13 protein-coding genes are annotated in these 14,871 nt (G+C 45.7%); 3 read left to right on the top strand and 10 right to left on the bottom strand.

Features of this window, described 5'->3' with window-relative positions:
- Positions 1-30 precede the first annotated feature (30 nt).
- From B5G04_RS14610 to B5G04_RS14570, 9 genes are all read right to left on the bottom strand, one after another.
- Positions 31-690: a hypothetical protein gene (locus B5G04_RS14610; RefSeq protein WP_021947370.1), complete on the bottom strand. Its 660-nt coding sequence runs from the start codon at positions 688-690 to the stop codon at positions 31-33.
- Between the two features lie 188 nt (positions 691-878).
- Positions 879-2,402: a hypothetical protein gene (locus B5G04_RS14605; RefSeq protein WP_021947371.1), complete on the bottom strand. Its 1,524-nt coding sequence runs from the start codon at positions 2,400-2,402 to the stop codon at positions 879-881.
- A 13-nt stretch (positions 2,403-2,415) separates the two neighbouring features.
- A complete protein-coding gene (locus B5G04_RS14600; RefSeq protein ID WP_021947372.1) occupies positions 2,416-3,573 on the bottom strand; it encodes a site-specific integrase in 1,158 nt (385 codons plus the stop codon).
- Positions 3,574-3,801: 228 nt separating this feature from the next.
- Positions 3,802-5,178: a tRNA uridine-5-carboxymethylaminomethyl(34) synthesis GTPase MnmE gene (gene mnmE / locus B5G04_RS14595; RefSeq protein ID WP_087397873.1), complete on the bottom strand. Its 1,377-nt coding sequence runs from the start codon at positions 5,176-5,178 to the stop codon at positions 3,802-3,804.
- The gene (locus B5G04_RS14590) at positions 5,175-5,681 is read right to left on the bottom strand and encodes a GAF domain-containing protein (protein WP_087397871.1); all 507 of its coding nucleotides are present in this window, start codon (positions 5,679-5,681) and stop codon (positions 5,175-5,177) included. Before B5G04_RS14590 ends, mnmE begins: the two co-directional genes overlap by 4 nt.
- Positions 5,682-5,700: 19 nt before the next feature.
- Positions 5,701-6,585, bottom strand: a complete 885-nt coding sequence (locus B5G04_RS14585; protein ID WP_087397869.1) for a nucleoside phosphorylase — start codon at positions 6,583-6,585, stop codon at positions 5,701-5,703.
- 114 nt (positions 6,586-6,699) lie between these two features.
- The gene (floA, locus tag B5G04_RS14580) at positions 6,700-7,701 is read right to left on the bottom strand and encodes a flotillin-like protein FloA (RefSeq protein ID WP_022040902.1); all 1,002 of its coding nucleotides are present in this window, start codon (positions 7,699-7,701) and stop codon (positions 6,700-6,702) included.
- 26 nt (positions 7,702-7,727) lie between these two features.
- On the bottom strand, positions 7,728-8,198 hold the full coding sequence (locus B5G04_RS14575) for an NfeD family protein (RefSeq protein ID WP_022040901.1): 471 nt from the start codon (positions 8,196-8,198) through the stop codon (positions 7,728-7,730).
- Positions 8,199-8,200: 2 nt separating this feature from the next.
- Entirely contained in the window at positions 8,201-9,619 is a 1,419-nt protein-coding gene (locus B5G04_RS14570; protein WP_087397867.1) for a tetratricopeptide repeat protein, read from the bottom strand.
- 123 nt (positions 9,620-9,742) lie between these two features.
- On the opposite strand from B5G04_RS14570, the gene B5G04_RS14565 reads away from it, so the two are divergent.
- Entirely contained in the window at positions 9,743-10,486 is a 744-nt protein-coding gene (locus tag B5G04_RS14565) for an ATP-binding protein (protein WP_087397866.1), read from the top strand.
- 18 nt (positions 10,487-10,504) lie between these two features.
- Positions 10,505-10,879: a DMT family protein gene (locus B5G04_RS14560; protein ID WP_022040898.1), complete on the top strand. Its 375-nt coding sequence runs from the start codon at positions 10,505-10,507 to the stop codon at positions 10,877-10,879.
- 105 nt (positions 10,880-10,984) lie between these two features.
- Here B5G04_RS14560 and B5G04_RS14555 read toward each other — a convergent pair whose 3' ends face one another.
- Positions 10,985-12,649 (bottom strand): AMP-binding protein, encoded by a 1,665-nt coding sequence (locus B5G04_RS14555; RefSeq protein WP_022040897.1) that lies wholly within the window; start codon positions 12,647-12,649, stop codon positions 10,985-10,987.
- 406 nt (positions 12,650-13,055) lie between these two features.
- Here B5G04_RS14555 and B5G04_RS14550 point away from each other — a divergent pair, with 406 nt between their 5' ends.
- Complete coding sequence (locus tag B5G04_RS14550; protein ID WP_087397968.1) at positions 13,056-14,798, top strand: phospho-sugar mutase; 1,743 nt, start codon at positions 13,056-13,058, stop codon at positions 14,796-14,798.
- Positions 14,799-14,871 lie beyond the last annotated feature (73 nt).

Raw genomic sequence — 14,871 nt, 5'->3', positions numbered from 1 at the left:
CAACACGACTCTCAACAAATTTGCTTTCTTTTAGTCTATTTCTTTGTCTTTGATTAGCTTTATGTACCGGTCTATTGTCGCGAAGAATTTCTTTTCAGAGATACTCGGTTGTATGTCCTTTATCCTGTTAAGGGTAGAGGATAGGTCATGCTGATTGAGAAATTTCTTACCGGAAGAACTTCTGACAAGCTGCTTTTTGGCAATGACCGATTGCCAGTCATACGGTATGATGTCGTGCATGGCGAGTTTGTCAAGTAGCAACACCAACCGTGTGTTGTTTTTCGATGTGACCGGATTTAACATGGCTCTCTCATATCGGGTGATGACATCGTTCACATCCAGTTGTTCTATAAACAGGCCGACCTCATTGACAAGCTGTACAATGAGGCCGATTGTGTCTTTGTCAATCAATGGCTCATAGGAATCTGGCAAAGGGGGCTGTTCTGATTGACGGCTGTTTTGGAAACTTTGTATCCGGGATTTTGTTTGGAGATGTTCGGATGTATTGAATGTATCGAGCAATTTTTTAATTTGGGTTTCGTCTAAGGTGGACTGACTGAAGTATTGGCATACCAGCTTTTCATGGTTTTCCAATAGCTCTGAAACAATGCAATAATTCTTCTGATGTTCATTCTTGCTCCAAGCGTCAGTAGCATCGTGGTATTGCGTCGAATGAATAAAGTCAAGCATGAAGCGCCTGTAACATTTTCTGTGAGTTAGGACTTCAGCTTTATAAACTTCATGGGCTTGATAGACCAACCGGAATAACCCTTGTTCACCGGTTTGCGCAGGAGTCTTTCCGGCTCCGCGCATCGCTCTTTTCAAAAAGAGAGAGGAGCAAAGTTAAATTCTTTGTCATTGCTTGATTGAATTTGATGTTAGGTAATATATGCTTTAGCCTTTCTATCGGAGGCTGTTGCTTCCTTTTTTATTGTACAACTATTATACTCATCAGCAATTCTTTTCAATTCTATGTCATAGGTATCCAGTTTCCCTTTACTTATGATCGACCGGAAATTGCATCTTAGGCTTTCCCGGTTTATGGGCTTGCCTTCTCGAATTTGAAAGCAGTTGGCGCATTTTGTCCAAAAGTCAAAAGGATTATCTGCTCTGAATGACAAATAAACGAAGTACATGAGTGATACCTGACTTTTTATCCATAATACAGGCCGGGTAAATACCGTTTCATCAAAAATTCCCATGAATATATCAATTGAAGTGGTTGGCGAAATATATCCGCCATTGATGAGCCCTGAAAATACCGCTTGTTTCTTTTCTTCGCTTTTGTCTGAATAGAACACCTCTTTGCCAATGTGGATAATCCGCCCTTTATTTTCCACTTTTTCTTTTGCGGTTTCTTCAATATGGTTAAATTCTTCACAGATGGCTTTTAGTCTGGTGTCAAATCTATCCATCCACCCTAAGCGTTTAATCGAGCTGTAACCTGACTTAAAACATGCTATATGGGGAGCTTTTCCGTTGATTAGAAAACATTTTCCGCCTTTTACCCATAAATTCTTCTTGTTCCATTTGCCAAAAGCCAAATATAAAAAATATGCCAGCAAGCGTTGCTCCTTAATCCATTCGACAGGTTTTACAAACTTCGCTTTGTCAAAAATCCCATTAAAGACATCGAGCGTTGTATCAGGAGCAATATACTTGTATTTTATCAGCTCGTTGTACATCTTGGTTATATCTTCTGGACTTTGTGGGGTATAGAAGGTCTCAATCCCACACGATGACTCTAAGGGCGAAAAGTCCACTTCTGGATAAAGGGATTTCGCGTATTCGTAGAATTTGGTCCTGTATTTAGGGATACTGCATGTGCTGATTCTATACGAGGTAGTATGGCTCCATTGTTTCTCGAAATCTACATAAATTCGTGGAAATTTGCATATAGAAGATACTGCAAATGCAATGACTCTCAGTTGTAGTGTTTTTGTATCTGGAGTTGGCTGGAAATGATTGTCCAACAGTCCGGCATCAACGGCTCTTTGCAAAAGGGTTGCTACTTGCTCATTGGCCAGCGTCTCTACCAAATCCTTGTATTGGCCTTTTTCTTCACGCTGATACTGCCTGCATATTTCAAATAATGACTGTAACCTTTTAATAGAATCAATAAGTAGTGTCACGCAAGCAGTAGGAGTTATGTCTTCCTTGTGTTTTGCCAGATACTTTTTTATTTCGTCTGTATATCCTATGCTTGTAATTTGCCGTGCAAGGGAAGGGGATGGCTCTTGGCTTATATATTGCTGTATGTCTGCCGTCCATTCCGCTAACATTAATAACTGAGGTGTAAGAAAAGAAAAATCCAGAATAGTGTCTATGTCTATCCCATATTTTAATTCTCCCAGAATCTTGTTTATCTTGGCTACTTTTATAACGAAATCTTGTCTTGTCATAAATCAAATGCTGTTAACCGATTTCCGGAATAAGTGATACTGCGTTCTGCTTGTTCTTATCAAGAACCTTGGCATATATTTGTGTCGTGGAAAGTTCTTTGTGCCCGAGCAGTTTTGATACAGTATAGATGTCCGTGCCCAAGTCGAGCATCAGGACTGCGAAGGTATGGCGCCCGCAATGGAATGTTAAATTTTTCTTTATTCCTGCAGTCATGCTCCATCGTTGCAACTCTACGGATGTCCAGGAGCCGTATGTGAATCCGGTAAAAACAGGATCTTCTGGATTTCCTCTTTCTCCAAGATATTTTTCCGCTTGAGGTGAAATATCCAAATATTCCTGGCCGCCGGTCTTTTTCTGTTTGAAGATAATTCTTGTGAACTCACCAAATTTTTGCACGTCTCCCCACAAGAGTTTTTGGATGTCGGATTTACGCAATCCAGTCAGGCAGGAAAAGAGGAACGCACGTTTAAGTACGGGATAGCGGCACGGCGTTTCCGCTAATTTTCTGACTTCCTCTAATGTCAGATAATCACGCTTGACCTCTGCATCTTTGAACCCTTCAATTCCGCGTAATGGATTGACGGCAATAATCCTTTCATCATAAGCATGGTTGATACAGGCGCTAAGTTTTCTGAAATAGGACGCTTTCGAATTTTGAGACAGACCTTGAAACACATCACGTTCTCTGCGCGGCCCCCTGCGTTTGTGTGTGTCCTTTTCAACACTTTCTAAGAAATCTTTGAACCCCAAAATAAATTCTGGTGTAACATCTCTGAAAGTTGTTTTCTCATCGCAGTACAGCTCCAGATAACGCAAGCAACTTTGCCAGTTGCCATAGTTGCCTCTTGTATCTGGAGTATTCCGTTCTTTAACCATGTTACGGTAATATTCCAGGAATGGAGTATCCTCCTTGAATTGATGAGTGAATGTATATTCCCCGTTTTGAATCTCAATTAAACGCTTTGATTTAATTGCTTGAGCCGTTGCTAAAGTCTGTCGGTTCTGTTCCCGCTCGATAGGTGTTTTTGCTTCTATCAAGTATAATTTCAGGTATTCTTTGTGACGCTTCCCGTTTCTATATATGTCAAGATACAGGCTGATGTTTCCATTGCTCAGCTTCTTCTCACGGAGCTTGACCGGTTCCTTTTGTGCGATAGTTTTCTTTGCCATGACTGTTTCCTGCTTTATTGGTTATTAAATTTTCCCTTTGTCGGGGGACAGTTTTTTGTCCCTCATTAATGGTCTGGGGGACAAACTGGGGACAAAAATAAGGAAAAAATATGTAATAACGCAGAAAACATGAAGAAAAAGAGAAAATACATATATCTTGAAAAGTGCCTGATAATACGCATTTTACAGATATATATTTTCTCTTTTTATGATTTTCTTTTCTTTATATCACTTTCCTATGCAAAAATGCTCAAAAATACTTCCAAGCACTTCATCTGTCGTTACATCTCCTACAATATCACTCAGATGAAAGATGCATTCGCGCAAGTCTTGCGAGATGAAATCGCCGGAGAGGTTTGTGGACAATCCTTCTTGCACGCGCCGGATAGCCGCAAGGGCATGGATGAGGGCTTCATAGTGGCGGGCGTTCGTCACGATGACATCTCCGGTCCGGATGTCTGGAAGAGCGGCAAATTCCACCAGCTTTTCTTGCAGGGCGATGATGTTTTGTCCTTTCTTGGCGGATATCTCGATGACTGTTCCTTGTGGAGAGAGGAAGGTGGGAGTGTCCGCTAAGTCACATTTGTTAAGGGCTACGATGACTTGTTTGCCTTCAAGGCGGTCGGCCACTTGTCGGTAGAATGCTTGAAATGCTGATTCTCCTTGTGATTTGTCACATACGAGAATTACGATTTGTGCCCGGTCAATGGCTTGGAAGCTGCGCTCAATGCCTAATGCTTCTATCGTGTCTTGGGTCTGGCGGATGCCGGCCGTATCGATGAAACGGAAAGTGATTCCGTTTAAGCTTATCGTATCTTCAATAATGTCACGCGTGGTGCCGTGGATGTCACTTACTATGGCGCGTTCTTCTTTTACCAAGGCATTAAGCAATGTAGACTTGCCGGCATTGGTCTCGCCTATGATGGCTACAGGAATGCCATTCTTGATTGCGTTGCCCGCATGAAAAGAGTTTGCCAGATGCTTGATGAGCTGTTCTATCTGTGTGGCAAGAGCCTGCAATTCTGTACGGTCGGCAAATTCCAGTTCCTCATGGTCGGAGAAATCCAGCTCCAGCTCCATAAGCGAAGTGAGGTGAAGGAGCTGGTTGCGCAGCTTTGCCAGTTCCCGGCTGAAACCTCCGCGCATCTGATTCATGGCCAGGCGATGGGTAGCTTCAGACGTAGAGGCGATAAGGTCTGCTACTGCCTCCGCCTGGCTCAAATCCATTTTCCCATTCAGGAAGGCGCGCTGGGTATATTCGCCGGGCATTGCCGTACGGCATCCTTGCCCGATGAGCAAATGCATCACTTGCTGGAGGATATACGCCGAGCCATGGCACGAAATTTCGGTGGCATCTTCGCCCGTATAGGAATGGGGGGCACGGAAGACAGAGACCAGCACTTCGTCGATAATTTCTCCTTTGCTGTTTTTGATATGCCCGAAGGCAAGGGTGTAGGGCTTGCGTTCCGTCAGAGGGACGGTTGAGCCTATGGGGGTGAAAATACGGCCGGTTAATGTCACGGCATCGGGACCGGACACGCGAACGATGCCTATCGCTCCTCCTTGGGCAGTAGCTATGGCACAAATGGTATCTTGTTGATTCATATGGATGGTTTGCTGTTATTATATATGGTGTCGGCAAGTATCCGGACTACTTCTTCAAGGTACAGTTTATCGGTTTCGTCAAACGTATTCAGAAGGTCTGAATCAATGTCGAGCACGCCTTTTACTTCGCCTTGGACAATAAGAGGCACTACGATTTCCGAACGCGAGAGCGAACTGCAGGCAATGTGTCCGGGGAATTGTTCCACGTCGGGCACAACCAATGTCTGCATCCGTTCCCAGGCGGTTCCGCACACGCCCCGTCCTTTCTTGATGCGATAGCACGCCACGCTTCCTTGGAAAGGCCCTAATACGAGTTCATCGTTTTCTACCAAGTAAAATCCTACCCAGAAGAAACCGAAGGCTTCCTTCAGGGCGGCACAGGTATTGGCGAGTACGCTTATTTCATGTGTTTCACCCTCGATAAGGGGGGCAAACTGGCGGAGAAACGTTTTGTAGCGTTCCGCCTTGTCTGTAATGTTTTCTTGTTTGAAATTAGCTTCCATTGTAATTAAGGATAAAAAATCAAATCCGTTCAAGCACGACACGGATAAGGTCGTCTATTTGGTTCTTGTAACCCGTATTGGCTTCTTGCTTTACCCGGTTGGCTATGACCATGCATACCGTTGTGGCTTTGTGCCCAAGCAAAAGGGAGAGTCCGGCTATGGCGGAACTTTCCATTTCGTAGTTGGTAATATGCTGTCCTTTGTACTCGAAACTCTCTATTTTCTCGTTCTGGTGCGGGTCGGCAAGAGGGATGCGCAAGCGTCTGCCTTGAGGACCGAAAAATCCGCCGCATGCCACGGTGATTCCTCTTACCATATCGTTTCTTGCGATGCGTTCCACTAATTCGTGATTGGCATGCACGGCGTATGGAGTGGGGGAGCAGAGGTTTCCTGTCCATCCCAGGTGGTTTAGCAAGGCGCGTTCCAGAGGAAGGTCGCTTACGGCATTCCGCCCCTCGTAAAAGTTGAGCAGCCCGTCGAAGCCGATGGAGATTTCCGAGCAGACGAAAGTGCCTGCGGGCGTATAGGGTTGAAGCCCTCCGCACGTGCCGATACGTACCAGTTCCAGTTGGCGCAAGCTGTCTTTCTCTTCACGTGTCCCGAAGTCGATGTTGGCAAGTGCGTCCAGTTCGTTGAGCACGATGTCGATGTTGTCGCATCCGATACCCGTAGAGACCACGGTGATACGCTTGCCTTGGTATGTTCCGGTGATGGTATGAAACTCGCGGCTCTGGATGTCGCACTCTTTCGTGTCGAAGTGCGAAGCGACCAGGTTCACCCGTCCGGGATCGCCCACCAGTATCACCTTGTCGGCAATCTGTTCGGGACGCACATGAAGATGAAACACCGAACCGTCTTCGTTGATGATAAGTTCGGATGGGGGAAAGTAAGTTTTCGTTTGCATAGTAGTCGTGTTTTTTTACCGCAGATTACACAGATTTTTCTTTCGCGTTTTTGCGTTTCTGCGTTCCATTTATCAATTGAAAATCTGTGTAATCTGTGGTGAGAATGTGAGATTCTATTTTCCTATCGGCTCGCCTCCCGCGGGATGCTGGTCGGGCTGGGCGATGCTGTTCCGCATGTCGGTATCCGCCTGGATGTTCTTCATGCGGTAATAGTCCATGATGCCGAGGTTCCCGCTCCGGAAAGCGTCTGCCATGGCCTTGGGCACTTCGGCTTCTGCCTGAATCACGTTGGCACGGGCCTCTTCCGCCTTGGCTTTCATTTCTTGCTCCAGCGCGACCGCCATGGCACGCCGTTCTTCCGCTTTGGCCTGGGCGATGTTCTTGTCGGCGTTTGCCTGGTCCATTTGGAGGGCAGCCCCGATGTTCCGGCCTATATCGATGTCGGCTATATCAATAGAGAGGATTTCAAAAGCGGTACCGGCGTCCAGCCCTTTGCGGAGCACGAGCTTCGAGATAGAGTCGGGGTTTTCCAGCACCGACTTATGATTCTCGGACGAGCCGATGCTCGATACGATGCCTTCGCCTACGCGTGCCAAGACGGTATCTTCGCCTGCGCCTCCCACCAGCTGGCGGATGTTGGCGCGCACCGTTACGCGGGCTTTGGCGATGAGCTGGATGCCGTCTTTTGCCACGGCGGTCACAGGAGGCGTGTCAATCACCTTCGGGTTGACCGACATCTGTACCGCCTCGAACACGTCACGTCCGGCAAGGTCGATGCCCGTTGCCATCTGGAAGGAAAGCTCGATGTTGGCTTTCGATGCCGATACCAGCGCGTGCACCACTTTCTCCACGTGTCCGCCTGCCATGTAGTGGGCTTCCAGTTCATCGCGGGTGATGGTGTTCAGCCCCGCCTTGTGGGCTTCTATCATGGCGGGCACGATGACATGGGGAGGCACGTTGCGGATGCGCATCAGGAAAAGCTGTACCAATGATACGCGTACGCCCGATACCTTGGCGGAAAGCCAAAGGAAGAAGGGAACGTAATGGAAGAATACCGCCAAAATGATGACAATTCCGATTACAGTAATAATTTGCAAATAGAGAGGAGGAACCATAGTGTATTTATTTTAAAGTGAATAAATCAGTTTCCGGCACGTTTTACGTATACCGTGTTATTATCGATGCGGGTCACTTCGATAGGAGTGCCTTCATCAATGAAACCGTCGGCGGATTGCACTTCGATGAGATGTCCGTTGATGTCAGCGTTCCCTATCAACGTGAGGCGTGTGGTGGATATGCCACAATCGCCCGCCTTTATCTGAATGTCTCTTAATGGGTTGTGCTGATAATTGAGTTCTTTCTTCAAGGAGAGCCGGTCAACCGTTTTCGAGCGCATCACCCATACGGTGATGCCGATGATGCCGAGAACCACGATGCCCAGCGTGACGAATCCCGCTTGCATACCCATGTCGCTGAAGGCATAATAAATGGCATAGAGCAGACTGCATGCCGACGCGATGCCTGCAAGGGTAATGCCCGGCACGAGGAACACTTCGATAAGGAAGAGTATCAGTCCTGCCACGATAAGCGCGATGATGATAAGTATTTCCATAATTATTTTGATTTACTTAATTCTGTATTCCGTATCTTCTTCTCAAGAACCGTAATTTCATCCCGCAAAGTTTTCACGCGCTGCTCTTTGTCTAAGATACCTGGGGCAAGCTGCTCTTTTCCCGTCCGGTTGCTTTCGCGGTATGCCGTACGCAGGTTCTCCAGCGAAGTCTGAAGATCGGTCAGGTCTTTTTCTTTCTGAAGATATGATTGAAATTGCTCGCGTGCCTCTTTCGAAGCGAAGTCGGAAAGACGATGATAGATGACATTGTCATCCACTACAAAGCGAAAGTCACCACTCTTCTTTTTCGTATCTTCGGCATACGTCACTTGTGCCAGGCGTTGTCTGGCATTCCGCACCACATTATCGCTAGTCTGCGTTCTCTTTATTTCCTTCAGGCTGGCAAGGGCAATGATGTCCTCAGGGGCGGAGGTCTCAAAGTCGTACACTTCTTTCGATTCGTTAGGGACGAACACGTAGACGCATACCTTACCTTCGGGCTGGTAGCGGTCGGAGGCGAACCAACCGAGGTGGTTCACTTCGTCAATGGCATACATGTAATCATTGGCTGGCGAGTTGAACGGCATTCCTATGTTGTCGGGGCGCAGGTAGGTATTGTCATCCGAGTCATAGCGCGTAATGAAAATGTCGAGCCCTCCCACGCTTTCTTCTCCTTCGGCGGCATAATAAAGAGTGATACCGTCCGAATCAAGGAAAGGGAAATTCTGGCTATATTCCGCTTGATTTATTCCATGTAAAGGCTGAGGGTCACTCCAGTGGTCGATGAGTTTTATGCGTGAATAGAGATGTGTCTTTCCTTCGGTATCAACCTGCGGAAAGAGGGTTTTGTCACCCCATTCGTTGGTATATACGACACCATCTCCATTATCAGTCTGTTCGATACTTCCCGAAGCCTTGCTTAATTTATAAGCGGAGAGGAAGGAGGTTTTGTCTACCGTGAAGCTATCTATTACAGTCACTCTTTCTGTTCCCCGTAACATGCGGGCAGCCATCCGGCATCGAGTCAGTAATTGTTCCGCTTCTTTGGTGTTCCGCTTTTTCTTTTCCAGCCATGCGATATGCTCTTCTATATTTTCCACCGCATCGTCAAACCGGTATTGAGTGTAATATAGTTTGCCTAAATACAGGTAGGCATTAATCACTTTACGTGCCGCGCTCTTTTCCAAATAGGGCTGCGACTCCTCCCATGCGCCTGTCTCAAAGCAGCATGCCCCATACCAAAAGTTATAGTTGGCATTCGAAGGTGCACGTTTCACTAGTTTTTCGAATACGGGTTTGGCTTCGGAAAATTTGCCTTCGGTAAACCATTCTTTGGCTTGATTCAATGTCTGTGCGTATGTCGTCCCTCCGCACGTAAGTGTGAGAAGCAGGATAGCAAGTGTATATTTTTTCTTGTTCATGTGTTCTTTCCGTGTTGTTTTTATCAAAAGTACAAACTTTCTTTGAATTTCGAAGCATATTTTTGATTTCTTTTTTTCAGTATCGCTAATTTGATGTACTTTTGTGCCCGATTTTGTAAAAATATGGAGAAAGAAGACAAACTGATACGCACCATCAGCCGGAGGTTCAACAAAGGGGTGGTGGAATACGGACTGATAGACGAAGGTGACAAAATACTGGTGGGGCTTTCTGGTGGGAAAGATTCGCTGGCTTTGTTGGAATTGTTGGCAAAGCGTTCGCGCATTTACAAACCGCGCTTCTCGGTGGTGGCGGCACACGTAGTGATGACAAATATCGCTTACGAGTCGGATACCGATTACCTGTGTGCGTTCTCCGAAACTTTGGGAGTGCCTTTTGTGCGTTATGAAACTTCGTTCGATCCTTCTACTGACACTCGTAAGTCGCCTTGTTTCCTTTGTTCTTGGAACCGGCGCAAAGCATTGTTCACTGTAGCGAAAGAGCATGGATGCAACAAAATCGCTTTGGGGCATCATCAGGATGACATCTTGGAAACTCTTCTTATGAACATGACCTTTCAAGGTGCCATCAGTACAATGCCTCCACGCTTGGTGATGCGTAAATTTGATATGACTATCATTCGTCCCCTGTGTCTCGTACATGAAGCGGAACTGACGGAGCTGGCACGAGCGCGCGGCTATCGGAAGCAGGTAAAGAATTGTCCTTACGAGCACGATTCGCATCGTGCCGATATGAAAGTCGTTTTAAAGACACTGGAGCAGATGAATCCCGAAGCCCGTTATAGCTTATGGAGCAGTATGGCGAATATTCAGGAGGATTTGCTTCCGGTTCGTATGACTCATAATTAATTATTCATTAAAATAAAGATGTTTACACAAGGAATTTATTCGATTGTATTGTTGGTTTTTTCGAACATCTTCATGACATTTGCCTGGTATGGGCATCTGAAGATGCGCGAAGAGTTCAGTTGGTTTGCTTCTTTACCGCTGATAGGTGTCATAGCTTTTAGTTGGGCAATCGCTTTTTTCGAATACTGCCTGCAGGTACCTGCCAATCGCTTAGGATTTCGCGATAGTGGCGGACCGTTCGACATTATGCAGCTTAAAGTGATACAGGAAGTAATAACGCTTTCCGTATTCACCGTGTTTTCGATGATAGCTTTTAAGATGGAGTTGAAATGGAACCATTTTGCTGCTTTTGTCTGTCTGATCCTTGCAGTATACTTTGTGTTCAAGAAGTAGAGAGTATTTGTATGTATCCGGCGCCATCTGTCTATGCATTCTGAGGCACACAGATGGCGTCGGGAATATGTGTAAGGTCCTTCCAGACAAAAAAGCAATTATTTATTAGTTTTCGATGTTTTGGTAAAGGAATCGCTTGATACTCTTTTTTGCCGTTTTCTCGAACTCTTCGGGATAGAGGCGGATGCGGGTTATCTGGCAATAGGCGGGGAGTTGCTTGTTCAGTTCGCCGCGGTTCACTTCCATCAGCTGTTCCAGTTGGATGGCACTTAGCCCATGTGCGAAAGTATCTTCGTGGTCGGGGTAGACCAGCGCAATAAGCTTATCGCCCGAGAGAAGCACCAGCGATTCACCCACATAAGGCATGTTGTTGAGTCGTGCTTCGATTTCTTCAGGGTAGATGTTTTGTCCTGAAGCGGTAAGCAGCATGTTTTTACATCTTCCTTTGATAAAGATATTTCCTTCGGCATCCTTTATTGCCATGTCACCTGTGTGCAACCAGCCTTCGGCATCGATGGTTTGTGCGGTGGCTTCAGGATTTTTGAAATACCCGGACATTACATTGCGTCCCCGACATACCAGTTCTCCGGGAATGTGTCCGGGGTCGGGTGAGAGCACTTTCGTTTCCATATTGCTGACAGTCCTGCCACACGAAGTGTATTCGATTTCGTCCCACCGGCTATGACAGATAAGCGGTGCCGCTTCGGTCATACCATAGGCGATGGTATAGGGGAAGTTTATTTTGCGCAGGAAAGCTTCTACTTCGGCATTGAAAGGAGCTCCTCCTACAACGATTTCGATGAAGTTGTTGCCAAATACCTCCATTGCCTGATTGCGTATCTGTTCTTTTATCTTGTCACTGATGATGGGAAGTTTCAAAAGCAACTTGCCCAGTTTGTTGTCTACTTTGGGCAGGATGTTCTTTTTAAATATTTTCTCTACGATAAGGGGTACACAGGCAATGACACGCGGACGTATTTCTGCAAACGACTCGGCTATGATTTTAGGTGAGGGCATACGGGTAAGAAACCACAGGTGCACACCGACAGTTACTCCATACAAGAAATCGAAGGTAAGTCCGAAGATGTGTCCTAAAGGGAGCATGGATACAACGTTGTCACCGGCTTGCAGCCCCACTTTGCGATGGATGTGCTGAATATTCGACAAAAAACACCGGTATGGAAGCATCACACCTTTCGAGTATCCGGTAGTACCCGAAGTATAGTTGATGACAGCCAGTTCTTCCGGATCTTCACGCCGGTAAGACACGTGCTCGGCACGGAATCGGCATGGATAGCGCTTGCCGAACTCTTCGTTCAGATGCTCGCGTGCGTAGGTCAATTGTTTTGAGCGCGATACCACCAGGTCAAAGTTCTTCAATTCGATGATGCCTTCCAGCCTGGGCATAGCAGCCTCATTGAAATTTTCCCACACCTGGTCGCCTACGAACATCATCCGGGCATCGGAATGGTTGACAATATTGTGTACGTTGTCTGCCTTGAATTCGTGTAGGATAGGTACTGCCACAGCACCGTAAGTAATGATACTTAGGAATACAGCAGTCCAATTGGCACTGTTTCGTCCACATAGGGCAATCTTGTCGCAGGGTTTAATGCCGGCAAACTCGAAAAGGATGTGCATCTTTTCTATTTTCCGTGCCACGTCCCGGTATTGCAAGGTAGCACCTTTGTAGTCGGTCATTGCATCGCGGTCCCAGTTCCGGCGTATGCTTTCTTCTATTAATTGTATCAAGCTTTCTTTGTTCTCCATTTTTCTTAAAAAATTGCACAGAAGTTGGTGAATTGTGCGCAAAAGTAATAAAAATTTAGGCTTATAAGTGTATGTGTTGCGAACTTTTTCCAAATAAATGCCTCATTCCACATTGTTTTGATTTATATTTGGATGTCAAGCATGCCTTTTGATGAACATAAGTGAGTGCCCCGTTTCACATAAGTAACCCGGGCGTTTCACATAAGTGAGTCAGTCGTATCACTTATGTTCGTTTGAGGAGGATTTTTGGTCAATTGGAGATTGGTTATTTTTCAACAGTCTATTGATTGGTTAAAAATGGCTTTAAAAAAATGTCCTAAAATTAGGATATGTAGAATGAATCTTTTATTTTTGGGGTACAAAATGTATTATGCATATTACTAACTTTAATAATATTTATAACATCATGGAAAACGAAGCATTAATCAAACTTTGTACAGAAAAGGCTCAGAGCTGGTTGACTCCTGCTTATGATGCAGAAACACAGGCCGAAGTAAAACGGATTCTTGAAGACACAGACAAAACCGGACTTATCGATGCGTTCTATAAAGATTTAGAATTCGGTACAGGTGGTCTGCGCGGCATCATGGGTGCGGGTTCAAATCGTATGAACATCTATACAGTAGGTGCTGCTACACAAGGTATGGCCAATTACCTGAACAAATGCTTTGCCGGGAAAAAAGACATTGCAGTAGTAGTGGGGCACGATTGCCGCAACAATAGCCGTAAGTTTGCCGAAATTTCAGCTGATATCTTCTCGGCAAACGGCATTAAGGTATATCTTTTTGATGATATGCGTCCTACGCCGGAAGTATCGTTTGCTATCCGTCATTTGGGTTGTCAGAGCGGTATCAATATTACGGCTTCGCACAATCCGAAAGAATATAATGGCTACAAGGCATATTGGGAAGACGGTGCACAAGTGCTTGCTCCACACGATACAGGCATTATCGATGAAGTAAACAAGGTAAAGGTAACCGATATCAAGTTCCAGGGCGACAAAGAACTGATTCAAATTATTGGCAAAGATATCGATGATATTTATTTGGAAAAGGTGCATGGCATATCTATCGATCCTGAAGTAATCAAGCGTCAGAAAGACCTGAAGATTGTTTATACGCCGCTGCACGGAACCGGTATGATGCTGATTCCACAATCATTAAAGCTGTGGGGCTTCGAAAACGTGCATTGTGTTCCTGAACAGATGGTGAAGAGCGGCGATTTCCCGACAGTCGTATCTCCGAATCCGGAAAATGCAGAAGCTTTGACTATGGCCATTAACCTTGCCAAGAGCATTGATGCCGATATCGTGATGGCTTCCGATCCGGACGCAGACCGTGTAGGCATGGCTTGCAAGGACGATAAAGGTGAATGGGTATTGATTAACGGTAACCAGACCTGCCTGATATTCTTGTATTACATCATCAAGAACCGTATCGCAATGGGCAAAATGAAAGGCAACGAGTTTATCGTGAAGACCATTGTGACTACCGAAGTTATCCGTAAAGTGGCAGAAAAGAATAACATCAAGATGATAGATTGCTATACCGGTTTCAAATGGATTGCCCGTGAAATTCGTTTGCGTGAAGGCAAAGAGCAATACATCGGTGGCGGTGAAGAAAGTTACGGTTTCCTTGCTGAAGATTTCGTACGCGATAAAGACGCGGTATCTGCCTGCTCGTTACTGGCTGAAATCTGTGCTTGGGCAAAAGACCAGGGAAAGACTTTGTACGACATCCTGATGGAAGTTTATCTGGAATATGGATTCTCGAAAGAAGTAACCGTAAATGTAGTGAAACCGGGTAAGAGCGGTGCCGATGAAATCAAGGCGATGATGGACAACTTCCGTGCTTGTCCGCCGAAAGAATTGGGTGGATCAGAAGTGACCTTGACTAAAGACTACAAGACGCTGAAGGCTACCGATAACAAGGGCAATGTGACCGATATTGAAATGCCTGAGACCTCAAATGTGCTTCAGTTCTTCACGGCAGATGGTACGAAGGTATCTGTTCGTCCGTCGGGCACTGAACCGAAAATTAAGTTCTACGTGGAGGTGAAGGGCGAAATGGGCTGTCCGAAGTGTTATGCCCGCGAAACAGCCGCTGCTCTTGAAAAAGTAGAAGCTGTGAAGAAATCGTTGAATATCTGATCAGTAGCTTAGATTAATTACCAACTAATTCACATTTAAAGTGTGAATTAGTTGGTTTTTTTGTCTTCAGATA

Source organism: Bacteroides sp. An51A (genome assembly GCF_002161565.1).
GTDB lineage: Bacteria > Bacteroidota > Bacteroidia > Bacteroidales > Bacteroidaceae > Phocaeicola > Phocaeicola intestinalis.
This window is presented reverse-complemented; position numbering and strand designations above follow the sequence as displayed.

Coding starts and splice junctions, on each gene's coding strand:
- B5G04_RS14610 (WP_021947370.1), bottom strand. CDS start 690: ATGCTTGACTTTATTCATTCGACGCAATACCACGATGCTACTGACGCT.
- B5G04_RS14605 (WP_021947371.1), bottom strand. CDS start 2,402: ATGACAAGACAAGATTTCGTTATAAAAGTAGCCAAGATAAACAAGATT.
- B5G04_RS14600 (WP_021947372.1), bottom strand. CDS start 3,573: ATGGCAAAGAAAACTATCGCACAAAAGGAACCGGTCAAGCTCCGTGAG.
- mnmE (WP_087397873.1), bottom strand. CDS start 5,178: ATGAATCAACAAGATACCATTTGTGCCATAGCTACTGCCCAAGGAGGA.
- B5G04_RS14590 (WP_087397871.1), bottom strand. CDS start 5,681: ATGGAAGCTAATTTCAAACAAGAAAACATTACAGACAAGGCGGAACGC.
- B5G04_RS14585 (WP_087397869.1), bottom strand. CDS start 6,585: ATGCAAACGAAAACTTACTTTCCCCCATCCGAACTTATCATCAACGAA.
- floA (WP_022040902.1), bottom strand. CDS start 7,701: ATGGTTCCTCCTCTCTATTTGCAAATTATTACTGTAATCGGAATTGTC.
- B5G04_RS14575 (WP_022040901.1), bottom strand. CDS start 8,198: ATGGAAATACTTATCATCATCGCGCTTATCGTGGCAGGACTGATACTC.
- B5G04_RS14570 (WP_087397867.1), bottom strand. CDS start 9,619: ATGAACAAGAAAAAATATACACTTGCTATCCTGCTTCTCACACTTACG.
- B5G04_RS14565 (WP_087397866.1), top strand. CDS start 9,743: ATGGAGAAAGAAGACAAACTGATACGCACCATCAGCCGGAGGTTCAAC.
- B5G04_RS14560 (WP_022040898.1), top strand. CDS start 10,505: ATGTTTACACAAGGAATTTATTCGATTGTATTGTTGGTTTTTTCGAAC.
- B5G04_RS14555 (WP_022040897.1), bottom strand. CDS start 12,649: ATGGAGAACAAAGAAAGCTTGATACAATTAATAGAAGAAAGCATACGC.
- B5G04_RS14550 (WP_087397968.1), top strand. CDS start 13,056: ATGGAAAACGAAGCATTAATCAAACTTTGTACAGAAAAGGCTCAGAGC.